Genomic DNA, 23457 nt, shown 5'->3' with positions numbered 1-23457 from the left:
CCACCCGATACACCCCCACCGGCGGCTCCACCGCCACCCCCGCCAACTCACTGAAACCCCCATAGTCATAACCACCCCCACCACCCCCACCCCCATCCCCACCACCCCCCGACACCACACCCGACGGCCCCGGCACCCACACACCACCCACCACAACCACCACCCACTCCCCCCACCGAACAGACCGCCACAACCAGCCCAAGGAACCTAACCGCCCAACAGGTGATTTATCGGACCATCACACTCATCACGCGCCCAAAAACCACCCGTACAGCCCCACTTCCCGGTTACTCGGAAGCGGCTTCGCGCGTTGTACCTCTCGTCGCACACCGTTCGACCCGTGCTTCAGCGAGCGCGGGCGACGCCCGTCGAGAGAAGGACGAAACACGCGTATGACCATCCACCGCACGCTCCATCGCTTCGCGGCCGCGGCCGCGCTGGCCACCGCTCTCGGTGCCGCCTCCGTCTCGGGCGCCTTCGCCCAGGGCGCGGCCGACCGCCCGGGGCCCGCCGGTCAGGTGGTCAAGGCCGGGCGGCAGCTCGACGACGGCGACTGGCACGGTGACGGGCTGTCACTCGACGCCGCGGAGAACAGGAAGGTCGACGACTTCCTCGCCCACGCCCAGCGGGCCGAGCAGTCGATCAGCCCCGAGATGAGGGCGGTCGCGCAGGTCAGCCACGCCACCCTGATCGGCTTCGACCAGCGGCTGAAGTCCGCGGACTCGCTCAAGCGCAAGGTCGCGACATCCCTGAAGGCCACCCCGGGCCAGACGGTCGACGGGGCGCTCGCCAAGATCAACGACTCGATCCGCTACACGCTGGAGTGGCCGGACGGCCGCTACGTCAAGGGGGTGGCCGCGGCCTCCTCGATGCTGTCGAGCTGGGGCAACGACAGCGTCAAATGGTCCAACACCTGGGGCGCCGGGAAGGGCTACAAGGCCATCAACTCGGCCTGGCGCGATCTCGGGTCCGGGCATGTCTTCGAGGTCCAGTTCCACACCCCGTCGAGCAAATGGGCGCAGGAGGTGACGCACAAGCTCTACGAGGAGCAGCGGCTTCCCGGCACCCCGGCCGAGCGCGCCAAGGAACTCCAGGAGCAGCAGGACGCGATCTTCGCGTCGGTGCCGGTGCCCGAGGGGGCGGAGCGTCTCGCGGCCCCGGCCACGCGCCGGCCCGTCGGAGGTCCGCAGACGCTGCCTGCCGCGGCTTAGGGTCTCCCGCTCGGCTCAATTTTCCGGCAGGGCCGGAATCGGGCCCGTGTCCGCTTCGGCAATCGCCGCGGTCTGCCGCACCGTGGACAGCACACGGGCGCTCTCGCCCGCCCATCACCTTCGGCGCCGTATGCACGGCCCTGCCGCCCGAGACCGCAGGAGACATCGATGATCTTCATCGTCGTGAAGATGAACGTACGCCCCGAGTACACCGAGAAGTGGCTGGACATCGTCGGCGATTTCACCCAGGCGACGCGCGACGAGCCGGGCAACCTCTTCTTCGAGTGGTCCACCAGCGTCGACAACCCGAACCAGTTCGTCCTGGTCGAGGGCTTCGCGTCCCGCGAGGCCGGTGACGCGCACGTCAATTCGGCGCACTTCAAGGCCGCCATGGACAAGATGGCCGACGCCATCGCCACCACTCCGCAGATCATCAGCACCGAGGCGCCCGGCAGCGGCTGGTCCGCGATGGCGGAGCTCACCCCCCGCCACCTGTAGCGGACGCGCGGCGTCCGCCGCGACGGGGGCCGGTCGGCGGCGATGTGCTCATCGCCGCCGGCCGGCTCTTCGCCGTGCCGCGGAGGAATCTCCTTGACGTCCTCCCGTGCGTTCCGCAAGCGTGTGCCGATCCGAGGAGAGGACACCCGTGTGGGCGTGAACAAGGAGCGGATGCTGGCCGGGGACTGGTATGTCCCCGACGACGAGGAACTGCGCGAGGATTCCGAGCGCCGGGCCGAGCTGTGCGCGGCGTACAACGCGGCCGTACGGTCCCCGGCGGAGCGCCGGGAAATTCTTGGAGAACTGCTCGGGTCGGTCGGGGAAAGGGTGCGCATCCGCGCTCCCTTCCACTGTGATTTCGGCTCGTACATCAGCATCGGGGCCGATACGTTCGTCAATTTCGGTGCGGTGTTCCTGGACGCGGCGCCCATCACGATCGGCACGGATGTCCAGATCGGCCCGAACGTCCAGCTGGTGACGCCGACTCATGCGCTGGATCCCGAGCTCCGGCGGGCCGGGTGGGAGCGGGGGCTGCCCATCGTGGTGGGGGACAACGTCTGGCTGGGGGCTGGGGTCATCGTCTGCCCAGGGGTGACCATCGGCGAGAACACCGTGGTCGGGGCCGGGGCGGTGGTGACCAGGGATCTTCCGGCCGGTGTGCTGGCCGTCGGGAATCCGGCCCGTGTCGTACGGGCGCTGGACGAGCGTGACGCCATGGTGCCGCCCGGGTCCGGGTGAGCGGGCGCCCGTCCGCGGACCGGTGATTCCGGCCATGTAGCCCGCGTCCGGTGGTCCGGACGGGCCGTCCGCGGGTCTTCCGGCTCGCCCGCGCCGACCGGCTCCGTACAGCGCGGGGAGTCGGTCGGCGCCCTCGCGGAATTGCCGCCACCGCCCCTGGCGGAGAATCGATGACCGTTTTTCCCGGCGCCCCGCCGCGCATTGACAATCATGTCGCGCACCGTGGAATGTGAAGCAGCCGTGAAGGCGGCGGAGATATGTGCGGGAATCAAGGATCTCCGTCGCCTTTCCCGATTCCGCGGAGGAACCCGTGAAAAGACGCTCGTGGTTCGCTGCACTGAGTCTCACCCTCGTGCCCCTGGCCGTGCTCACGGCCGTGCCCGCGGCACAGGCCGTCGGCTCCGGTTCGGGCACCGCCGCCGTGCACGACTCCGGCAACCAGGCATCCCGGCCGCACCCTGAGCTCAACGGCCGGCGCCTCAAGGGCTTCGACAGCCCGGCCATCTATCTCATCCTCGACGGCAAGCGCCGCTGGATCCCCAATCCGAATACGTACAACAACCTGTTCCGCGGCTGGGACGGCGTCCAGTCCGTCGTCGACATCAACAGCATCGACGACGGTGGGCAGTTGTCGGACGGTGCCATCCTCGGCAAGTCGCCCAACGCGCCCGAGGTCTATCTGATCAGCAACGGCGTCAAGCGCTGGATCACCAGTCCGGCCGCGATGGACAAGTACGACTTCGCCTGGAACAAGATCGTCAACCTGTCCCCCGTCGCCATCGGCGCCATCCCCAACGGCGCGCCCATCTCCTGACCCCGCGCGCGGGGGCCCACCCGCACCCCGGGCGGGCCCTCGCGGCCCGCGGGGACTTTTCCGCCCCGTGGGGCAGGGGACCGCAACCCCTCAACTGCCTTCGTTGTCATACTTGTCATGAGTGCAGAAGCGAAGAGGAAAGCAGCCCCGGCCCTCGCGCGCCGACTGGGTGTCGTGCTCGGCGCGGTCGGCCTCGCGGCTCCCCTGACCGTCGCGATCGGCGGCTCGGCACACGCGGCGACGCCGGCCTGTACGACGCGGACGGGCCCGTACCAGAAGGACGTCGAGAAGTTCCTGGGCAGACCGGTCGACGGCCGCCAGTCGGCGGCGGACTGCCGGGCGGTCCAGAGCTATCAGACCCAGCACGGCATCAGCCCCGACATCGGCTACGCGGGCCCGGTGACCTGGGCCGCGATGCAGGCGGAGATCACCCGGCGGGACCCGAACGCGGCGGGGAAGTGCCCCGTGAACAAGGGGCGCGTCGCGTGCGTCGACCTCAGCCGCCAGATCAGCTGGATACAGGACGGCAGGTCCGTCAAGTTCGGCCCCGTGCCGGTGCGGACGGGGCGGAAGGGCTATGTGACGCGGACGGGCGCGAAGAAGATCTACTGGCGCTCGGTCGACCACTGGTCCACGCTCTACAACGTCCGCATGCCCTATGCCCAGTTCTTCGACGGCGGGCAGGCGTTCCACGCGATAGCCGGCAGCGTCTGGTCGCCGCCCGGCTCGCACGGCTGCGTCAACATGCGCACGGGCGACGCGAAGACGTACTGGTCCATGCTCCACAACGGCGACAACGTCTTCGTCTACGGCCGCAAGCCCGGCACCTGAACCCGGCGTTCCGCTCCGGTGGGCCCGACGGCACACGCCGTCGGGCCCACCGTCTGCGAACACCCTTACGGGTGAAGTGAGTTGCTTCTCCTTCTCCGCTTACCGGACCCTCCGCTAGAAAGGTGACAAGTCCTCTCAGACGGGTGGTCGCGGATGACAGCGGAACTCCCAGGATTCGTCGGCCTCTCCGTCCGGCTGACAGGCTTCGACGCCTTCGATCTGTATGCGACCGGAATGGTCCGGCTGTACCACGACACGACGATCGACCAGCTCGGGCGCGAGGCGATCGGCCGCTTCCTCGCGGACTTGGAGGCGGTGGGAGGCGACCCGGACCGGCTCGTGGACGAGACCTCGCGTGACATCGCCCGTGCCGTCACGCACCTGTGGTATCTCGGCGTCTGGCCGCAGCTCGCCCGGTCCGTCCACGCCGCGCTGGGCCGGGAGCAGGCGAACGTCGCCTTCACCGTCTCGCCCGAGGCGTACACGGAGGGCCTGGTGTGGCGGACCTTCCATGGGCACCCCGCGGGCGCCAAGGCACCCGGCTTCGGCACCTGGGCCGATCCGCCGCCGGGCGCCGCGTTGCCCACACCCGCCGACGCGGGCCGGGGCGGCGCCCGGTGACCGCGACAGCACCGCACCCCGGGCGGCATCACGACGTGATCGTGGTCGGCGCCGGGCTGGCCGGCACGCTCGTCGCCAAGGAGCTGGGCGACCGGGGCTGGCGCGTGCTCGTCCTGGAGGCCGGCACCGACACCATGAGCACCTGGCCCGGCCACCTCGACGCGCTCGACACCTTCTACTCCGCCCCGGCCAAGGTCCCCAACTCGCCCTATCGCGCCAACCCCGCCGCCCCCTCCCCCGACGTCCTCGACACCGAGGGTCTGCCCGGCGGCGGCTATCGCACCCATGGTTATCTCCTCCAGGACGGCCCACTGCCGTACGGCAGCGACTATCTCCGGTCCCCGGGCGGCACCACGCTGCACTGGCTCGGCCTGACGCCACGGATGCACCCGGAGGACTTCGGCGTCCGCAGCGCCTTCGGATACGGCAGGGACTGGCCGATCGGATACGCCGACCTGGAACCCCACTACCGCGCGGCCGAGCGGGAGTTGGGCGTCGCGGGCGACGCCGCCGAGCAGGCCGAGGCCATCGGTCTGCCCTTTCCCGAGGGCTATGTCTATCCGATGCGCGAGATCCCCCGCAGCTACCTCGACCGCCTCCTCGCCGCCGAGCTCGACGGGCGCACGGTCAAGGAGTCCGACGACGCCCCGGACACCGTCCTGCGGGTGATCACCACCCCGCACGCCCGCAACAGCACTCCGGACCCGCGGTACGACGGGGGCCGGGGTTACCGCCCCGTCGGCGCGGCCGGGCTGCCCGACTACGGCGAGCGGTGCGTGGGCAACGCCTCGTGCGTGCCGATCTGTCCCGTGCAGGCCAAATACACCCCGCTCAAGACCCGGGCCCGCTGGGACCGCCGGGTCACTCTCGTCACCCAGGCCGTGGTCAGCCGCGTCCTGACCCGGGGCGACGGCCGGGTGTTCGGCGTCGAGTATCTGGCGTACGACGACCCCGCCTCTCCCGCCCACACCACGCTCACCGCCGAGGCCGACGTCGTCGTCCTGGCCGCGCACGCCGTCGAGAACGCCAAGCTGCTCCTGCTCTCCGGGCTCGCCGGCCGCAGCGGGCAGGTGGGCCGCAATCTCATGGATCACCCGGTGCTGCTCACCTGGGGGCTGCTGCCCACGCCGACAGGCCCCTTCCGCGGGCCGGGCTCGACCTCCGGGCTGGAGAGTTTCCGCACGGGCCGCCGCCGGCGTGACCGCGCGCCCTTCCGCATCGAGATCAGCAACTGGGGGTGGAGCTGGCCGACCGGTGCGCCCGCCGGTGATGTGGCCCGGCTGCTCGGCATCACCGGCGACTCGGGGCAGCCGCGTGGCAAGGGGCTGTTCGGGAGCGCGCTGCGCGCCGCCCTGGGCGAGGAGGTCGGCCGCCAGTTCTCCCTCCAGTTCGCGCTGGAGCAGGAAGCCGAGGAGCGCAACAGGGTCACCCTCGCCCCCGGCCCGCGCGACCGGCTCGGCCTCCCCCGGCCGCGTCTCACCTACGACCTGTCGGACCGGGTGAAGCGCGGGATGGCCGCGGCGAAGACCGTATCGGACCGGATCTTCGCCCTGCTCGGCGCCGACGACCGCACCGCGTACGGCCCGGGTCCCTTCGCTTCCGGCTTCTTCCGCTTCGCCGGGCGCGACTGGGACTTCCACGGCGCCGGGCACGGAGCGGGCACGCACCTCATGGGCGACTCGCGCGGCACTTCCGTGGTCGACGCGTGGCAGCGCTGCTGGGACCACCCCAATCTCTATGCCGTGGGCGCCGGCAGCATGCCGTCGGTGGGCACCTCCAATCCGTCGCTCACGCTGGCCGCCCTCGCCCTGCGCAGCAGTGAGCGGATCCACCGCGAACTGACGGAGCTGCACCGGCCGGTGAGCGTGCGGAGCGTTCCGGCAGCCAGGGCGGGGACGGTCCCTGATCCGCGGCAGCGTCCCGCCGCCCGTCGCCGGGGCCCGGAGGTGCCGTCATGACGACCACCGAGGAGGAGCTCGCCGTCGTCGAGGAGCCGCCGTTCCGGGTGCCTCGCGACCGCTCCGATCTGCACGTCTTCCTCCAGGCCGCGCTGACGCTCGAGCACCTCACCATCCCGCCCTATCTCACGGCGATGTACACCCTGCGCCCCGGCACCAATCGCCCCGCCTTCTACGCCGTGCGGGCCGTCGTGGCCGAGGAGATGCTCCACATGACGCTCGTCGCCAATGTGCTCAACGCCGTCGGCGGCAGGCCGCTGGTGGCCCACTCCCGCTTCGTCACCGGCTATCCCGCCCGCCTGCCGTACAGCAAGGACCACGTCCCCGTCGCGCTGCGGCACTTCGGCATCGAGGCGCTGGAGACGTTCCTGCGCATCGAGCGCCCGGAGTACGTGGCCGGGCCGCCCGGCCACCCTTCGGTGGCGGACGACGAGGGGTGGACCTCGATCGGGCAGTTCTACAACACGATCGGGGCGGGCCTGAGGCGGCTGGCGGAGGAGCTGGGCGAGGCGGAGCTCTTCCGGGGCGACCCCGCGCGGCAGGCCGGGCCCGAGCACTTCTACAACTCCGGCGGCGAGGTCTTTCCCGTCACGGACCTGGCCTCCGCGCTGGAGGCCCTGCGGGTCATCACCGAGCAGGGCGAGGGCGTGGACGGGACGGTCTTCGACAGCGACGACCGGATCTTCGGCGAGGCCAGGGAGCCCGCGCACTACTTCCGGTTCGACGAGATCCTCCGGCAGCGGACGTACGGGCCGTACGACACACCCGCCTCCGGGCCGACGGGTCCGGCCCTCGATGTGGACTGGGCGGGGGCGTATCCCATCGATCCGCGGGCCAGGGTGGCGGATTTCCCGGCGGGGAGCGAGGTGCGCCGGGCCGCCGACCGGTTCAACGAGGGATACGCGGGGCTGTTGTGCCTTCTCGAGGACGCCTTCACCGGACGTCCGGAGGCTCTCGGCGGTGCCGTGCCGGGGATGCTGGCGCTGCGGGAGCAGGCCGTGCGGCTCTGCCGCAATCCGCATCCCGACCCGGCGCGGCGCGAGCGGGGCCTGCACGCGAGCGCGACGTACGAGATCACGGACGAGCACTTCGCACGGGCGCGTGCCCGGGGACGGTGAGCCCCGCTGGGCACGCCCGAGCGTGACGCATGTGAGTTCGCGTGAGCGAAGAAAAATAAATCCGCTCCGAAGGATTCCGGAGCGGAGGCGGTGGGTCAGGGGGTGACGGAGGGCAGTTCCTCGTCCAGGAAGCCGTCGTCGAGGAGCGCCCGGCCGGGGGCGTCGGCGTCCTGGGCCCGGCCGTCGGACGGCGCGGGGTGGAGGAGCCTGCCGACGCTGTGGGGTTCGGCGTAGAGGGCGATCAGCCGGCGGACCGTCGCGGGGTCGGCGGAGATGGTCACGGGCGCCTGGTAGCGGTCGCCGTCCTCGGCGTCGTCGTCCGTCTCGGACAGAGTGGCCCACATGTCCTCGGCCGCACTGATGAGCTGGTCGAGCTCGTCGCGCACGCCGTCCCAGGCGCCTTCGCGCACGGCCTGGTCGATACGGGAGACGGTGCCGAGGAGGCTGGCGTAGTCCTCGGCCAGCTGGTCCTCCTGGGGCGACGGCTGAAGCGACACGGCGACTGGCTCGGTGGTGTACACGGCACCTCCACGCAAGGGGAAACGGTCTGGGCTGGGGCCGATCGTCACGAACCCCCACCCGGGAATGGTCGCGCGCCGGGAGGCGGCGGCCGCTGTCCGGCGTCACCGGGTGACGAGATATCACCCGCACGGGCGAGCGAGCTCGCGGTGGAGCACCGGCCGCGCGGCGGAGCGAACACCCGCCCACGCGCGCCACTTTCCGGATATCGGACGCGGAGATTCGCCCATCGGTCAACTCACGGCCAACTTTCCGTCGTGAACCTGCCAAGTTCGCGGATTCGGTGGCACGCTCGCCTCGGTTCGGACAGGCGCACATCGGTGAGCGCCGTTCGCACCCCATGCACCCACGCACCACCCGGCGGCACGCCCGTGCCGCCGCGCAGCGGGCCGCCACCAGCGGCCAGGCACAAGGAGTCCGCGTGAGATCGACCCCCCACTCTTCGCGCCGCGTCAGAAGCAGCGCCACCGTCATCGCCCTCGCCGCCCTCGTGGCCGCGGGCGTCCAGGCAGGAACCGCGGGAGCCGCACCGGCCGCGGACCACGTGGACGCCGCCGGCGCCCACCTCTCCACGACCCAGCGCACCGCCCTCCTGGCCGCCGCCCAGGACGGCAGCGCGGCCACCGCCCGCTCCCTGGGCCTCGGCGCGCAGGAGAAGCTCGTCGTCAAGGACGTCGTGAAGGACGCCGACGGCACCGTGCACACCCGCTACGACCGTACGTACGCCGGACTGCCCGTCCTCGGCGGCGACTTGGTCGTCCACGCCAAGGGCAAGCACCAGAGCGTCACCAAGGCGTCGCGCGCCCGCAGCGTCGCCGTGCCGAGCACCACCCCCAAGGTGCCGGCGGCCACGGCGCAGAAGAGCGCGCTGAGCGCGGCCTCGGACGCCAAGACCGCCAAGCCGACTCCGGTCAACGCCCGGAAGGTGATCTGGGCCGTGACCGGGAAGCCGGTCCTGGCCTGGGAGACGGTCGTCAGCGGCGTCCAGAAGGACGGCACGCCCAGCCAGCTGCACGTCATCACCGACGCCAATACCGGCAAGAAGCTGTACTCCTTCGACGGCATCGAGACCGGCACCGGCACCGGCGAGTACAACGGCAAGGTCACCATCGGGACCACCAGGAGCGGCAGCTCCTACCAGCTGCTCGACAACACGCGCGGCGGCCACCGCACGACCGACCTCAAGCAGGGCACCTCCGGCAGCGGCACGCTCTTCACCAACTCCTCCGACACCTGGGGCAACGGCTCCCAGAGCAACCGGCAGACGGCCGGCGTCGACGCCCACTACGGCGCGCAGGAGACCTGGGACTTCTACAAGCAGACGTTCGGCCGCAGCGGCATCCGCAACGACGGCGTCGCCTCGTCCTCGCGCGTGCACTACGGCAACAACTACGTGAACGCCTTCTGGGACGACTCCTGCTTCTGCATGACGTACGGGGACGGCCAGGGCAACAGCAACCCGCTGACCGCGCTCGACGTGGCGGGCCACGAGATGTCGCACGGCGTCACCTCCGCCACGGCCGGCCTGGAGTACGCGGGCGAGTCCGGTGGTCTCAACGAGGCCACCAGCGACATCATGGGCACCGGCGTCGAGTTCTTCGCCAACAACCCGAAGGTGCCCGCCAACTACCTCATCGGCGAGCAGATCAACATCAACGGCGACGGCAAACCGCTGCGCTACATGGACCAGCCGAGCAAGGACGGCGCCTCGCTCGACTACTGGAGCGCGGACGCGGGCAACGTGGACGTGCACTACTCGTCCGGCATCGCCAACCACTTCTTCTACCTGCTGTCCGAGGGCAGCGGCGCGAAGACGGTCAACGGCTTCTCCTACGACAGCCCGACCTACGACAACTCCACCCTCACGGGCATAGGCCGCGACAAGGCCCTGGCCATCTGGTACAAGGCGCTGACCACGTACTTCACGTCGACGACCGACTACGCGGCGGCCCGCCAGGCCACGCTCCAGGCCGCCGGTGACCTGTACGGCACGAACAGCGGCGAGTACCAGGCGGTCGGTGCCGCCTGGACCGCCGTCAACGTCAACTGACGCACCGGGAACGCCCGGACGGGCAGGAGCCGCCGGATGACTCCGGCGGCTCACCGGCCGTCACTACCGGGACTACCGGGCCAGGGCCTCCCCGGCCTTGGCCCAGTTCTGGTGCAGGCGGTCCAGATAGGACTGTGCTTCCTTGCCGGGCTTGGCACCGCGCACGAAGGCCAGCATGTTGCCCGCGCCTGTGTTGTAGCCGAGGGCGAGCAACTCGTCCTCGCTGTACGTGCCACTGCGTGCGGAGGGCAGCTGCGCGGCGAGGTCGTGGAGGTGCCAGGCGGCGGCCTCGACGGCCAGGCCGGGATCGTCGGGCAGATCCTGCCAGTCGCGGTCGGCGAAGTCCCGGCCGGTCTTCGTCTCGTCGAAGGCGGCCTTGTGCATGTTCGCGATGCCCAGCGCGGAGTCCGGCTTGATGCGCTGCCACGCCCGCTCCAGGGCGGGGTCGTGCGGTTTGTAGGACTCGTTGTAGAGGATCGCCATCAGCAGCCGCGGTTCGATGCCCGCCTTCTTCGCGTAGGTGTCGACCTGCGGGGCCCAGTGGGCGACGTCCTGGTTCCCGGCCGCCGCCGAGGCGCTGGGCCCCGGGGTGCGCGTGGCGGTGGCCGACGGGTCCTTCGCCGGGGTCGCGGCCTGCGGTCCGTGCCCGCCGCACGCCACCGCCGTACCGGCCGCCACCGCGGCCACGGCGGCGAGGCCGATCCGTCGCTTCCAGGGGTGCCGCACGCTTGCTTCCTTCCGTCGGGTGACCGTGTCCGTCCCGGTCCCCTCGATTGTCCCGCGTCGCTCGCGCGTGCGGGAGGCTCCCCCACGGAGCGGCGGCCGGCGGGCCGTCAGTCCACGCAGGGGACGCCGCCCATCTTCACCGCGTCGCCCTGGAACGCGTCCGACGGCACCGGTGACGGCTCGGCCGCGCCCGGCTTCGCGTCACCGGCGGAGGGGCGGGGCGAGGGGGCGGGCGGGGCCGACGACTTCGTGAAGCCGATGCCGAGGGTCACGAGGACGTGTCCGGCCGGGACGCCTGCACCCGGGAGCGCGTTCACCCCGTACGAGGCGGCGATCTTCCGGGCCGCGTCTTCCGCGCCCTTGCCGTAGACGACGGAGGTCGTGTGCGAGGACGGCGCGTTGGCGACCTGGCCCGTGCGGTAGCCCAGGGGGCTCAGGGACCTGGACTCGGCCGCGGCGGCGCCCACGACGCCGGAGGCGTTGTGCACGTCGACGGTGGTCGAGGCCGCGTCGGCGGGGGCGGCGCTGCCGGCGGGGGCCGAGGGCCGCTCGGGCGCGGGCGCCGGACGCCCGATCATCGCCTGAACGAGGGATCTCACCTTCACCGGGTCCACCAGGTTGACGTCCTCCCCCTTACGGGTGGCGAATCCGGCGATCGGCAGGGTGTGGAACTCGGCGTTGCCACCGGTGAGGTTGGGGGCCTGCCGGGCGAAGTCCAGGATGTTCCAGCGGTCGTCGATGACGACGTCCTTCTTGACGACGTCGAACAGCCCCTGGAGCTTGCCGAGGTCGCTCCACACGCCCTGGGACTTGAGCTTGTGCGTGACGGACGAGATGAACGCCTGCTGCCGGTGCGTGCGGTCGAGGTCGCCGCCGGTCAGGCCGTGCCGCTGGCGGACGAAGGCCAGGGCCTGCCGGGCGTTCAGATCCTGTAGGCCGGCGGGGAAGTCGGCACCGGAATACCGGTCGCGCACCGGCTTCTTCAGGCACACCTGGACCGGCTCCACCACCTTGGCGATGTCGTAGAAGCCCAGCAGGTTGACCTCGGCGAAGTGGTCGATCGGCACGCCGAGGAACTGCTGCACGGTGGCCAGGGTGGCCTCCCGCCCGGCCTCCCGGCTGCGGTGTTCGAGGTCGGCGCCCTTGACCCCCTGGGCCCTGAGCTTGTCCTCGGCCTCGGCCTTGGCGATGCCGTACGCCTCCTTGATCTTGTGCTCCCCGCGGCCGCCCGCGATCTCGACGTAGTCGTCGCGCGGGATGGAGAACGCGGTGACCTTGCCGCCGTCCGGCGGGATGTGCATCAGGATCAGCGTGTTGGTGTTGTAACCGCCGATGTCACTGGAGCCCGCGTGCAGTTCCTGCTGGACGAATTCCCTGGGCAGGTCGTTGCCGTCCATGTCCTTGCGGCTGTCCAGGCCGATCAGCAGGAGGTTCACCGAGTCGTCGAGCCTCGGCGGCGCGCCCTTGCGCAGGGCGTCCAGCGCGCTGGAGGTGATGAGGCCGTTGTTCACCCAGTGGTAGGCGAACCAGCCGACGCCGCTGGTCAGCATGACGGCGGCCGAGGTGAGGCAGACCGCGATCCGGGCGGCGGCCGCGGCCCGTGCGGGACGGCCGGCGCGGCTCCGGCCGCGGGGGTCGCGGCGGGCCTGCGCCCGGGCGGCGGAACGGTGTCGGTCAGGCATGGACGGCCCTCCTGTATCGCCTGGACCGTACGGTACGGAAGACGACTACCGCGAGTGCCGAGGTCTCGGCGGCCGCCATGGCCGGGAAGGTGTCGATGGCCCAGTGCAGTGCCGTGGTCATGGAGGTGGCCGCGTTGCCGCCGCCGGCGGACGTGTCCGCGAGGAGCTGGGCGGTCAGGCCCGCCACGGCGATGGCCCACGGCGGCAGGGCGAAGGCCCACCAGGTCTGCGCGCCGGAGCAGGCGAGCGCCGCGAGGGCGGCGGCCAGCGCGGCGGCGAGCGCGAAGACCCAGCCCAGTCCGGTGCCGCGGGCCTCGTCCGCGACGGCGCCCGCCACCAGCAGGGCGCCCGCGCCGAGCAGCAGCGGGCGGCGGGGGCGGGCGGCGCGCGCGACGCCGCGGCCGGATCTCGGGCGGGGCACCCGGACCGACGCGCGGGGCGCTGTGCGCGACCGCGCGCCCTGCCGTCCCGCCGCCTCCCCCAGGGTCTCGGTTCGCCTGGCGGCCATGCGCGCTCCCCATCCGTTCAGGCGGTCACCCGGGGCGACAGCCGCTTTGCTTGCACAGTTGCGCAATATAGCAAGTGTTGGTCAGAGGTCACCCGAGCGTGGCCAGGAGACCCGGGGCCAGGATGGGTGTACCGGAAATGCGGGAGCGGCGCGACGCCGTACGGACGCGTGCCCGTACGGACGCCGGCCGGTCCGTACGTCAGCCGACGTTGACACCGAAGTCGGTCGCGATGCCCCGCAGGCCGGAGGCGTAACCCTGCCCGACGGCACGGAACTTCCACTCGGAAGCGTGGCGGTAGAGCTCGCCGAAAATCATCGCGGTCTCGGTCGAGGCGTCCTCGGTCAGGTCGTAGCGCGCCAGTTCGCGGTCGTCCGCGCGGTTGACCACCCGGATATAGGCACCCCGCACCTGGCCGAATGCCTGCCCGCGGACGTCGGCCTCGTAGATGGAGACCGGGAAGACGATTTTGACGACCTCGGCGGGGACGCGCGAGAGGTCCACATGAATGGTCTCGTCGTCGCTGCTGCCGGTGCCGCCGGTCAATTCGTCACCCGTGTGCTGGACGGAACCGTCGGGGCTGGCGAGATTGTTGAAGAAAACGAAATGCCGGTCGGAAATGACCTTGCCGGACTCACCGCACAGCAGCGCGCTGGCGTCGAGGTCGTAGTCGGCGCCGGTGGTGGTGCGCGCCTGCCAGCCCAGCCCGACCGCGACAGCCGTCAGCCCCGGGGCCTCCTTGCTCAAGGAGACGTTGCCACCCTTGGCCAAGGTCACACCCATGAATTACCTCCACACACTCGGTCGTTCCACCGGCGGCACGGCGTGAGCGGCCGCGCGGTCGGTCATTTCACTTATTGCGCAACTACGAAACTGTAGTCTGCCACACGCCACCGCACCGGGCGGCGGCTCCTGCCGACCCGTAGCGTCTGCGTGACGGCCGGTCCGCGACCGTTACCCGACGGTGACGGAAAGGCCACAACGCCTTCCCGCAACGGACCGTCTTACCGGCCGAGTTCACGGCGGCGCCCCGGAAAGCGGGTCCGGCGTGGAAGGCGAATTACCCGGAGAGGTGGGCCATGGCACTCGACAGGAAACAGCGAATTCCGTATGCCGCCGCGGCCGGATTCCTCGGGGCCGCGCTGCTCCTGCTCACCGCGGCCCCGGCCTTCGCCAAGGGCGCGATGGACATCACCGTACCCACGCATCACGTGCGCGCCGGGCGGCCGGTGCACGTCAGCGGGAAGGGTGACGACGACGCGGGCCGCTTCCTGCGCGCGTGCGTCCAGGAGCGCGGCGGCGACCACGGCGCGTGGCACACCGTGGGGTGCGGCAGGGTGATGACCTCGGGCGCCGGGGCCAGGGTGGAGGCGGACGTCCGCCCCGCGCACGGCGGCGTCCTCCAGCTGCGCGGCGTGCTGTACGGCCTGAGCGACCGGGACGACCCCCACCCGGAGGAGCTGCGGAGCTCGCCCGTCACGTCCGTCTCCGTGCGCTGACCGGCGGGCGTCGCCCCTACGGGCGACGCCGGTCCCGCCCGAACCCTTGACGCAACTCTGGTCCAGTCCAACGATGTTCACCGCGCAACCGGTCCCCCACCTGTCACGCACGACCGGCCCACCGGGAGCATCAGTTGAGACGAATCGGCCCTCTTCACACCCTTCTGACCGCGTTCGCCACCGTGACCGCCGCCGCGGGCCTCGCGCTGGGCGGCGGCACGGCACACGCCGCCGCAGCTCCGGCCCCCCTGCCCGCCCACGTCTTCGCGCCCTACTTCGAGACCTACAGCTCGGAGAGCCCCGCGGCGCTGTCCGCCCAGTCGGGCGCGAAGTACCTGACCATGGCCTTCCTCCAGACCGAGGCGAAGGGCTCCTGCACGCCCTATTGGAACGGCGACACCGGCAAGCCCGTGTCCGCGTCGGTCTTCGGCTCCGACATCACCACCATCCGGAACAACGGCGGCGACGTCATCCCCTCCTTCGGTGGCTACGCCGCCGACAACACCGGCACCGAGATAGCCGACAGCTGCGCGGACGTGTCGAAGATCGCCGCGGCGTACGAGAACGTCATCACCACCTACGGCGTCTCCCGCCTCGACCTCGACATCGAGGACAACTCCCTGACGAACAGCGCGGGCATCGACCGCCGCAACCAGGCCATCAAGCTGGTGCAGGACTGGGCGGCGGGCAACGGACGCACCGTGCAGTTCTCCTACACCCTGCCGACGACGACCCACGGCCTCGCCGACAGCGGGCTCGCCGTCCTGCGCAGTGCCGTGGCCAACGGCGCCCGCGTCGACGTCGTCAACATCATGACGTTCGACTACTACGACGGCGCGACCCACGACATGGCCGCCGACACCACGAGCGCCGCCGAGGGGCTGCACGGGCAACTGGGCGGGCTGTATCCCGCGAAGTCCTCCGCCGAACTCTGGGCCATGACCGGGATCACCGAGATGCCGGGCATCGACGACTACGGGCCCGCGGAGACCTTCGGCACCCAGGACGCCGTCAAGGTCTACGACTGGGCCGTCTCACAGGGCGTCAACACCCTTTCCTTCTGGGCACTCCAGCGCGACAACGGCGGCTGCCCGGGGACCAAGGGCTCCGACTCATGCTCCGGCATCGCGCAGGACACGTGGTACTTCAGCCACACCTTCGCCCCCTTCACCGGCGGCGGCTCCCCCACCTCACCCGACTTCTCGCTCTCCCTCTCCCCCAACTCGGCTGCCGTCCCGCCGGGCGGCTCGGCGGGTTCCACCGTGAACACGGCGGTGGTGGCCGGCTCGGCGCAGCCGGTGAGCCTGTCGGCCGACGGCGCGCCCTCGGGCGTGAGCGTGTCGCTCAGCCCGTCCTCCGTGACGGCGGGCGGCTCCGCGAAGCTGACGGTGAGCACGACCGCCTCGGCCGTGCCCGGCACCTACCCGATCACCGTCCGGGGCTCGGCGCCCTCGGGCGCGCACACCGCCGCGTACACCCTGACCGTCACCGGCTCCGGCAGCACGGGCGCGCTGGTCAACGGTGATTTCGAGACGGGTGCCGCGAGCCCGTGGTCGTGCCAGTCGGGGAGCGGTGTGGTGGGCTCGCCGGTCCACGGCGGCGGGCACGCCCTCCAGGTGGCGCCGGCCGCGGACCGGACCGGCCAGTGCGAGCAGACCGTGACGCTCACGCCCAACTCGGCGCATACGCTGACCGGTTGGGTGCAGGGACCCTACGCGTACATCGGCGTCAGCGGCGGGGCCACGGCGAGCCAGTGGGCCTCGGCGGGGTCGTGGACGCGGCTGTCGGTGCCGTTCACGACCGACGCGTCGGGGAAGGTGACGGTCTACGTCCACGGCTGGTACGGCCAGGGCGCCGTCCACGCCGACGACTTCACCCTCACCTGACGGCGGCGACGGGGTCAGCCCGTCCCGCCCAGCCCGTGCGGCGAGCGGTGTCTGCCCTCCCTGACCTCCTCGCCGAGGCGGCGGAGCAGTTCGAGGGGGCAGACGTGCCGCAGCATGGGGAAGACGTCGCGCTCTTCGTGCCGGACGTGCTGGCCGACCTCGCGTTCCAGGGCGCGGACCCGCGCGTCGAAGCCCGGTTCGTAGACCGTGCTGGATTCGAGGCCCCGGAGCATGGCGGTCAGGCGCTCCTGGTCGCCGTGCTCCTTCTCCACGAAGGTGTCGCCCTCGGCGAGCTGCGCGCGCACCGCCGGATAGAGGTACTCCTCCTCGGCCGCCGAGTGCCGGGCGAGCGCGGTGGCCACCTCTTCCAGGAGGTCCTCACGGCGTACGTCCTCGAGGCGGGTACGGTGGATCGAGTTGAACAGTGCCTCGATCACCCGGTGGTCGCTCTCGAGCTCGGTGAGGATGTCGGTGCGTGCCATCAGGCCGTCCCTTCGCGTCACACGTGCCGCAAAACACCTGCTTTCGCCATGTTCTCACGCACCCGGCGTTCCCGAAATCGCTGACCGGCCGCCGGCGGCCGGGGGCGCGCGTCGCCGTCAGGACCGGCCGGTGCGCCACGCCCCGGTGACCGCCGCCACCACGACCGAGCCGATCACGATCAGCCGGTGCGTCACCGCGTCGAGCTGCTGCCGCTCCGCCGCCGGGATGTGCCACTGCTCCCACCACGTGACCTGTTCCTGGGAGAGGGAGTCCGGCCGCTCCGCCTCCCACGAGGCCCGCAGCCGGTCCGCGAGCGGCACCGCGACGGCGGCCTGGTCCGCGTAGGCGGATATCAGCGCGGTCATGTGGCTCGTGGGCAGGTGCGCGTACCACTGGTCGCGCACGGAGGCGGCGAGCGCGGCGACGTCCTCCAGCCACAGCACGTGCTGGGACACCCAGCCCTGCGGGTCACGGCTCGCGGGCATGCCGGGGAGCAGGCGCGGCTCCAGGGCGTCACGGTGCGTGAGGAACATGCCGCCCATGGCCTGTTCCTCACCAAGCGGGTTCCAGTCGCCCTGGCCCAGGGCGACCGCGGCGGCCTCGACGGCATCAACGGCTCGGGTCATTTGATCACTTTACGGTGCGGATCCGTGTACTCCGTACGGCCCTGCACGGTCGTGCAGCAGGCGCTCCTGCGGTCCCGCCCGGGACGGGGCATCATGGCCGGGTGACGAGCCTCGGACTTCCTTCCGGTATCCGCGCCTGCCTGTTCGACCTCGACGGCGTGCTCACCCGCACGGCGACCGTACACGCGGCCGCCTGGAAAGAGACGTTCGACGCGTTCCTGCGGGCGCGCGACGGGGCGGACTTCCGGCCGTTCGACGCGACCCGGGACTACGACGAGTACGTGGACGGCATGCCGAGAGCCGACGGGGTGCGGACCTTCCTCGCGTCGCGGGGCATCCATCTGCCCGAGGGCACCCCGGACGACCCGCCGGAGCGGGACACCGTGCAGGGGCTCGGGGCGCGGAAGAACGTGCTCGTGCTCCAGAAGATCAAGGAGCTGGGCGTCGAGGCGTACGAGGGCTCCGTCCGCTATGTGCACGCCGTCCGCGAGGCCGGGCTGCGCCGCGCGGTGGTCTCCTCCAGCGCCAACTGCCACGACGTGCTGATCGCCGCGGGCATCGACGACCTCTTCGAGGTCCGCGTCGACGGTCTGGTGGCCGCCGAGCGGCGGCTGCCGGGCAAGCCCCACCCCGACACCTTCCTCGCCGCGGCCCGCGATCTGGGCATGGAGCCGGGGCAGTGCGCGGTCTTCGAGGACGCCCTGGCGGGCATGGACGCGGGGCGGTCGGGGAACTTCGGGTTCGTCGTCGGCGTGGACCGGGTGGGCCAGGCCGAGGCGCTGCGCGAGCACGGCGCGGACGTCGTCGTGCCGGATCTGGACCAGCTGCTGGGAGGCCCCCCGTGATCACCCATCCGGCGTATCTGGTCGAGCCCTGGTGCCTGCGGGAGACCGAGCTCAATCTGGAGGTGCTGCCGCAGAGCGAATCGGTCTTCGCGCTCGCCAACGGTCACATCGGCTGGCGCGGCAACCTGGACGAGGGCGAGCCGCACGGCCTGCCCGGCTCCTATCTCAACGGTGTGCACGAACTGCGGCCGCTGCCCTACGCCGAGGCGGGCTACGGCTATCCGGAGTCCGGCCAGACCGTCATCGACGTCACCAACGGCAAGGTGATCCGCCTCCTCGTCGACGACGAGCCCTTCGACCTGCGCTACGGCCGGCTGGTCCACCACGAGCGGCTGCTCGACTTCCGCGCGGGCGTCCTGCGCCGCACGACCGAATGGACGTCCCCGTCCGGCCGGACGGTGCGGGTGCGCTCGACCCGGCTGGTGTCCTTCACCCAGCGGGCCGTCGCCGCGATCTGCTACGAGGTGGAGGCGGTCGACGAGGAGACGCGCGTGGTCCTCCAGTCGGAGCTGGTCGCCAACGAACAGCTGCCCAAGGCGGACGGCGACCCCCGGGTCGCGGCGGTGCTGGAGTCACCACTGGTCCCCGAGGAGCACGGCGCGGACGGCGGCGCGCTGCGGCTGGTGCACCGGACCGTGCGCAGCGGACTGCGGGTGGCGACGGCGGCGGTCCACTCGGTGGACGGTCCGGACGGCACCCGGATGTATTCGCAGAGCAGCGAGAACCTGGCCCGGTTCACGGTGACGTCGACGCTGCGGCCCGGTGAGCGGCTGCGGCTGGAGAAGACGGTGGCGTACGGCTGGTCGGGCGTGCGGTCGCTGCCCGCGATGCACGACCAGGTGGAGGCGGCGCTGGCGGGTGCGACCAGCACGGGCTGGCAGGGGCTGTGCGACGAACAGCGGGCGTATCTGGACGACTTCTGGGACCGGGCCGACGTCGAGGTGGACGGGGACGCGGAGATCCAGCAGGCGGTGCGGTTCGCACTGTTCCACGTGCTCCAGGCGGGGGCGCGGGCGGAGAGCCGGGCGATCGCGGCGAAGGGTCTGACGGGGCCGGGGTACGACGGGCACAGTTTCTGGGACACCGAGACCTTCGTGCTGCCGGTGCTGATCGGCACGGTGCCGCAGGCGGCGGCCCAGCCGCTGCGGTGGCGGCACGCCACCCTGCCCGCGGCGCTCAACCGCGCGCGGACACTGGGGCTGGAGGGGGCGGCCTTCCCGTGGCGGAGCATCAACGGCGACGAGTGCTCGGCCTATTGGCCCGCGGGGACGGCGGCGTTCCATGTGAACGCGGACATCGCGGACGCCGTGGTGCGCTATCTCGCGGCGACCGGTGACGAGACCTTCGAGCGGGAGGTGGGGCTGGAGCTGCTGGTGCACACGGCCCGGCTGTGGCGTTCGCTGGGGCACCACGACCACCAGGGGCAGTTCCACATCGACGGGGTGACGGGCCCGGACGAGTACAGCGCGATCGCCGACGACAACGTCTACACCAACCTGATGGCCCAGCAGAACCTCCGGGCCGCGGCCGACGTGGCCGAGCGGCACCCGGACCTCGCGGCGGCGTTCGGGGTCGACGACGAGGAGACGGCGGCCTGGCGGGACGCGGCGGCGCGGATGACGCTGCCGTACAACGAGTCGCTAGGGGTCCACGAGCAGTCCGCCGACTTCACCTGCCACCAGCAGTGGGACTTCGCGGGGACGGGACCGGACCAGTATCCGCTGATGCTGCACTTCCCGTACTTCGACATCTACCGCAAGCAGGTGATCAAGCAGGCGGACCTGGTGCTGGCCATGTATCTGCGCGGCGACGCCTTCACGGACGAGCAGAAGGCGCGGAACTTCGCGTACTACGACCCGCTGACCGTGCGCGACTCGTCGCTGTCCTCGTGCGTCCAGGCGGTGATGGCCGCCGAGGTGGGCCATCTGCGGCTGGCGTACGACTATCTCGGCGAGGCCGCGATGATGGACCTGTCCGACCTGGAGAGCAACACCCGCGACGGGGTCCACATCGCGTCGCTGGCGGGCACCTGGATCGCGCTGGTCGCGGGGTTCGGCGGGATGCGGCACTGCGACGGCACGGTCTCCTTCGCGCCGAAGCTGCCGGAGCAGCTGGGACGGCTGGCCTTCACGGTGCACGTGCTGCGCTGCCGGCTGCGCGTCGAGATCACCGCCGAGACCGTCACCTATTCCCTGGCGGAGGGTGAGGAGTTGGAGATCGACCACTACGCGGAGCGGCTGACGGTGACGGGGAAGCGTCCGGTGGTCAGAAAGGTGCCCGCGGCGCCCGACAGGCCCGAGCCCGGCCAGCCGGCCGGGCGGCGTCCGGCGCACCGCGGCTGGGCGGCGACCCGCGTCGAGGGCGACCGGATGGGCTGACCTCCCCTTTTCCGGGAGCGAGTTGGCGATCGTACGCACAATGGTTCCCATGACTATTGATGAGACGAATCCGTTGCGCCGGCTCTCCCTGGACGAACTGCGGCTGCGTACGAGCACGAAGTGGACGGCCTATCCGCCGGACGTCCTGCCCTTGTGGGTCGCCGAGATGGACACCCCGGTCGCCGAGCCCGTGGTGCGCGCGGTGACGCGGGCGATGGAGCGGGGCGATACGGGCTATGCGAGCGGTATGGAGTACGCGCAGGCGCTGGACGCCTTCGCCCGCGAGCGCTGGGACTGGGACGGCGTGGTGGAGGACCGTACGGCGATCATGCCGGACGTGATGCTCGGCATCGTGGAGATCCTCAAGCTGATCACCTCGCCCGGGGACGCCGTCGTGGTCAACCCCCCTGTCTATCCGCCGTTCTACGCCTTCGTGGAGCACATGGACCGACGGATCGTGGAGGCACCGCTGGACGAGGCGGGCCGCATCGACCCGGTGGCGCTGGAGTCGGCGTGCCGGGAGGCCGTGAGGGGCGGGCGGCGGGCCGCGTATCTGCTGTGCAGCCCGCACAACCCGACGGGGACGGTGCACACCGCGGGGGAGCTCGCGGCGGTGGCGGAGCTGACGGCCGGTCACGGTGTGCGGGTCGTCGTGGACGAGATCCACGCGCCGCTCGTGCTGTCCGGCGCGCGGTTCGTGCCGTATCTGTCGGTGCCGGGCGCGGAGAGCGCCTTCTCCCTGATGTCGGCCTCCAAGGCGTGGCACCTGGCCGGGCTCAAGGCGGCGCTGGCGGTGGCGGGTCCGGCGGCGGCCGCCGATCTCGCCCGGCTGCCCTGGGAGGTGAGCCATGGCCCGAGCCACGTCGGTGTCATCGCGCACACGGCGGCCCTGCGGCACGGTGGCGACTGGCTGGACGGCGTGCTGGCGGGCCTGGACGGGAACCGGCGGCTGCTGGCCGACCTGCTGGCGCGGCAGCTGCCGGAGGTGGGGTACGCGCTGCCGGAGGCGACGTACCTGGCGTGGCTGGACTGCCGGCCGCTGGGCCTCGGGTCCACCGCGGCCTCGGTCTTCCTGGAGCACGGCCGGGTGGCGCTCACCTCCGGCACCAACTACGGCCCGGGCGGGGCGGGTCATGTGCGGCTGAATTTCGCGACGTCGCCGGAGGTGCTCACGGAGGCGGTCGGCAGGATGCGGAAGGCGGTGGACGCGACGCTCCAGGAATGACGGGCCGGTCTCCGGCGGACGCCGTCGCGACGCCGCCGGAGAAGCGCGTCCTCGCTATCCGCCGGCCTGGCGGACGACGTTCTCCGCCTGGGGGCCCTTGGGGCCCTGGACGACGTCATACTCCACCGGGTCGCCCTCGAAGAGCTCCTTGTAGCCGCTGGTCTGCTGGATGGCCGAGAAGTGGACGAACACGTCCGCACCCCCGTCGTCCTGCTGGATGAAGCCGAAGCCCTTCTCCGGGTTGAACCACTTCACGACGCCTGTTGCCATGGGTCACTTTCCTTACCTGCTTGCTACCGGCACGACTTCGACGTACCGGTCCCAACCCCGGAACCTTCCCCTGCCGACCGGCAAGAGATGCTCCACGGCACCCGTCGTTCACCCTGTGGAGGGAATCCGAACAGGCCAAAAAGGGACATCGGGCCTGTGCTCGGGGTTCGTCCCCGGTCACACGTGGCCAGGCCCGGCCGGGGTGTTCCCGGCCGAGCCGAACCTTCGGCTGTCGCCGTGCCGGTGGTACGCGACCGCCGCCGCGCTCAGCGAAGCGGCGCGGTCCGATGCCTGATCACTCCTGGGACGGCCGCTCAGTGACCCGCGCGGGCCGTGGGGGTCTTGCACACGACGTCCGTGCCGCCCACGGGGTACATCCCGTCCTTCTTGGCCTGGCCACCCTGGTACTCGTAGTAGAGGTAGGTGTAGAACTCGATCCGCCGCGAGGGCCCGCACGCCGCGTCGGCGGCGATCTGGTAGCTCATCGTGACGGTGCGGGTGGCGTTCGGCAGCACGGGGGCGTTGTAGCTGACCGCACCGCTCTGGTGGGTCGGCACCGTGCAGTTGGTCGTGTCACCGGTGCAGGTGGTGAACGCGTACTTCAGGCCCGGGTCCTGCTGGGTGTTGTACGTCGGCTGTATCGACTGGTACACGAACTGCGCGTTCGTGGTCTGGTCGTTGGTGAACGCCAGCGTGATGTTCACCGTGGAGCCGGGGGTCGCGGACTGCTTGTCCACGGTGATGGTCATGGGCGGGGTCGCGGCGGTGGCAGGCTGGGCCATGCCGAGCAGGGCGACGACGGACGCGAGGGCTGCGGACAGGCTGAGCCGTCCCAAAGTTGTTCTGCGCATGGCGCCGGAGATTAGACAGGGACGCCCCGTCTTGGCTGCACCACCCGAACAGGACCGGCCACCCCCGCCAACCGGAATGTGACCTCCGGAGCAGGTGTGAGCCACGTGACAGTGTTGCGGCG

The 23457-nt window shown here is 71.3% G+C and carries 23 protein-coding genes; 14 read left to right on the top strand and 9 right to left on the bottom strand.

The window, feature by feature from the left end; genetic code table 11:
• The first annotated feature begins 392 nt into the window (after positions 1-392).
• The 8 genes from ACFY1P_RS13510 (at position 393) to ACFY1P_RS13475 (ending at position 7789) form a co-directional block, all read left to right on the top strand.
• Positions 393-1211 carry an ATP nucleotide 3'-pyrophosphokinase gene (locus ACFY1P_RS13510; protein ID WP_361532151.1) on the top strand — a complete coding sequence of 273 codons (819 nt, stop codon included), beginning with the start codon at positions 393-395 and terminating at the stop codon, positions 1209-1211.
• A gap of 168 nt (positions 1212-1379) precedes the next feature.
• Complete coding sequence (locus ACFY1P_RS13505; protein WP_361532148.1) at positions 1380-1709, top strand: putative quinol monooxygenase; 330 nt, start codon at positions 1380-1382, stop codon at positions 1707-1709.
• Positions 1710-1859: 150 nt separating this feature from the next.
• A complete protein-coding gene (locus ACFY1P_RS13500) occupies positions 1860-2447 on the top strand; it encodes a sugar O-acetyltransferase (RefSeq protein WP_390750682.1) in 588 nt (195 codons plus the stop codon).
• A 310-nt stretch (positions 2448-2757) separates the two neighbouring features.
• Positions 2758-3261, top strand: a complete 504-nt coding sequence (locus tag ACFY1P_RS13495; protein ID WP_361532142.1) for a hypothetical protein — start codon at positions 2758-2760, stop codon at positions 3259-3261.
• Positions 3262-3378: 117 nt separating this feature from the next.
• Complete coding sequence (locus ACFY1P_RS13490; RefSeq protein WP_361532139.1) at positions 3379-4092, top strand: L,D-transpeptidase family protein; 714 nt, start codon at positions 3379-3381, stop codon at positions 4090-4092.
• A gap of 153 nt (positions 4093-4245) precedes the next feature.
• The gene (locus tag ACFY1P_RS13485) at positions 4246-4713 is read left to right on the top strand and encodes a hypothetical protein (RefSeq protein ID WP_361532136.1); all 468 of its coding nucleotides are present in this window, start codon (positions 4246-4248) and stop codon (positions 4711-4713) included.
• A complete protein-coding gene (locus ACFY1P_RS13480) occupies positions 4710-6671 on the top strand; it encodes a GMC family oxidoreductase (RefSeq protein WP_390750681.1) in 1962 nt (653 codons plus the stop codon). Before ACFY1P_RS13485 ends, ACFY1P_RS13480 begins: the two co-directional genes overlap by 4 nt.
• Positions 6668-7789 (top strand): ferritin-like protein, encoded by a 1122-nt coding sequence (locus ACFY1P_RS13475; RefSeq protein WP_361532130.1) that lies wholly within the window; start codon positions 6668-6670, stop codon positions 7787-7789. The genes ACFY1P_RS13480 and ACFY1P_RS13475 overlap by 4 nt, the downstream gene beginning before the upstream one ends.
• A gap of 95 nt (positions 7790-7884) precedes the next feature.
• Here the strand turns inward: ACFY1P_RS13475 and ACFY1P_RS13470 are convergent, their stop codons facing one another.
• A complete protein-coding gene (locus ACFY1P_RS13470) occupies positions 7885-8310 on the bottom strand; it encodes a hypothetical protein (RefSeq protein ID WP_361532127.1) in 426 nt (141 codons plus the stop codon).
• A 419-nt stretch (positions 8311-8729) separates the two neighbouring features.
• Between ACFY1P_RS13470 and ACFY1P_RS13465 the strand changes: the two genes are divergently transcribed.
• Positions 8730-10358: a M4 family metallopeptidase gene (locus ACFY1P_RS13465; protein ID WP_390750680.1), complete on the top strand. Its 1629-nt coding sequence runs from the start codon at positions 8730-8732 to the stop codon at positions 10356-10358.
• 72 nt (positions 10359-10430) lie between these two features.
• Here ACFY1P_RS13465 and ACFY1P_RS13460 read toward each other — a convergent pair whose 3' ends face one another.
• The 4 genes from ACFY1P_RS13460 to ACFY1P_RS13445 form a co-directional block, all read right to left on the bottom strand.
• Positions 10431-11084: a transglycosylase SLT domain-containing protein gene (locus tag ACFY1P_RS13460; protein WP_390750679.1), complete on the bottom strand. Its 654-nt coding sequence runs from the start codon at positions 11082-11084 to the stop codon at positions 10431-10433.
• Positions 11085-11191: 107 nt separating this feature from the next.
• Entirely contained in the window at positions 11192-12766 is a 1575-nt protein-coding gene (locus ACFY1P_RS13455; RefSeq protein ID WP_361532118.1) for an LCP family protein, read from the bottom strand.
• Complete coding sequence (locus ACFY1P_RS13450) at positions 12759-13274, bottom strand: DUF6542 domain-containing protein (RefSeq protein WP_390750678.1); 516 nt, start codon at positions 13272-13274, stop codon at positions 12759-12761. The genes ACFY1P_RS13455 and ACFY1P_RS13450 overlap by 8 nt, the downstream gene beginning before the upstream one ends.
• Before the next feature lie 199 nt (positions 13275-13473).
• Positions 13474-14055, bottom strand: coding sequence for a TerD family protein (locus tag ACFY1P_RS13445; RefSeq protein WP_361527550.1), 582 nt, complete (start codon positions 14053-14055; stop codon positions 13474-13476).
• Between the two features lie 296 nt (positions 14056-14351).
• On the opposite strand from ACFY1P_RS13445, the gene ACFY1P_RS13440 reads away from it, so the two are divergent.
• Together ACFY1P_RS13440 and ACFY1P_RS13435 are read left to right on the top strand one after the other, a co-directional pair.
• Positions 14352-14771 carry a hypothetical protein gene (locus ACFY1P_RS13440; RefSeq protein WP_361527548.1) on the top strand — a complete coding sequence of 140 codons (420 nt, stop codon included), beginning with the start codon at positions 14352-14354 and terminating at the stop codon, positions 14769-14771.
• Positions 14772-14905: 134 nt separating this feature from the next.
• Complete coding sequence (locus tag ACFY1P_RS13435) at positions 14906-16657, top strand: glycosyl hydrolase family 18 protein (protein ID WP_361527546.1); 1752 nt, start codon at positions 14906-14908, stop codon at positions 16655-16657.
• Positions 16658-16671: 14 nt separating this feature from the next.
• On the opposite strand, the gene ACFY1P_RS13430 is transcribed toward ACFY1P_RS13435, so the two are convergent.
• Together ACFY1P_RS13430 and ACFY1P_RS13425 are read right to left on the bottom strand one after the other, a co-directional pair.
• The gene (locus tag ACFY1P_RS13430; RefSeq protein ID WP_361527544.1) at positions 16672-17139 is read right to left on the bottom strand and encodes a hemerythrin domain-containing protein; all 468 of its coding nucleotides are present in this window, start codon (positions 17137-17139) and stop codon (positions 16672-16674) included.
• Between the two features lie 117 nt (positions 17140-17256).
• The gene (locus ACFY1P_RS13425; RefSeq protein WP_390750677.1) at positions 17257-17766 is read right to left on the bottom strand and encodes a hypothetical protein; all 510 of its coding nucleotides are present in this window, start codon (positions 17764-17766) and stop codon (positions 17257-17259) included.
• Between the two features lie 101 nt (positions 17767-17867).
• On the opposite strand from ACFY1P_RS13425, the gene ACFY1P_RS13420 reads away from it, so the two are divergent.
• From ACFY1P_RS13420 to ACFY1P_RS13410, 3 genes are read left to right on the top strand one after another with little or no spacing between them, the layout of a single operon-like run.
• The gene (locus tag ACFY1P_RS13420) at positions 17868-18611 is read left to right on the top strand and encodes an HAD family hydrolase (RefSeq protein WP_390750676.1); all 744 of its coding nucleotides are present in this window, start codon (positions 17868-17870) and stop codon (positions 18609-18611) included.
• Positions 18608-20989, top strand: coding sequence for a glycosyl hydrolase family 65 protein (locus ACFY1P_RS13415; RefSeq protein WP_361527538.1), 2382 nt, complete (start codon positions 18608-18610; stop codon positions 20987-20989). The genes ACFY1P_RS13420 and ACFY1P_RS13415 overlap by 4 nt, the downstream gene beginning before the upstream one ends.
• 49 nt (positions 20990-21038) lie before the next feature.
• Complete coding sequence (locus tag ACFY1P_RS13410) at positions 21039-22214, top strand: MalY/PatB family protein (protein ID WP_390750675.1); 1176 nt, start codon at positions 21039-21041, stop codon at positions 22212-22214.
• Positions 22215-22268: 54 nt separating this feature from the next.
• Here ACFY1P_RS13410 and ACFY1P_RS13405 read toward each other — a convergent pair whose 3' ends face one another.
• Together ACFY1P_RS13405 and ACFY1P_RS13400 are read right to left on the bottom strand one after the other, a co-directional pair.
• Entirely contained in the window at positions 22269-22484 is a 216-nt protein-coding gene (locus ACFY1P_RS13405) for a cold-shock protein (RefSeq protein ID WP_361527534.1), read from the bottom strand.
• 314 nt (positions 22485-22798) lie between these two features.
• The gene (locus tag ACFY1P_RS13400; RefSeq protein WP_361527532.1) at positions 22799-23335 is read right to left on the bottom strand and encodes a hypothetical protein; all 537 of its coding nucleotides are present in this window, start codon (positions 23333-23335) and stop codon (positions 22799-22801) included.
• Positions 23336-23457 lie beyond the last annotated feature (122 nt).

Source organism: Streptomyces sp. NPDC001407 (assembly GCF_042895325.1).
Taxonomy (GTDB): domain Bacteria; phylum Actinomycetota; class Actinomycetes; order Streptomycetales; family Streptomycetaceae; genus Streptomyces.
Note: the sequence above shows the minus strand (reverse complement) of the source record. Positions and strands in the feature narration are given on the sequence as shown.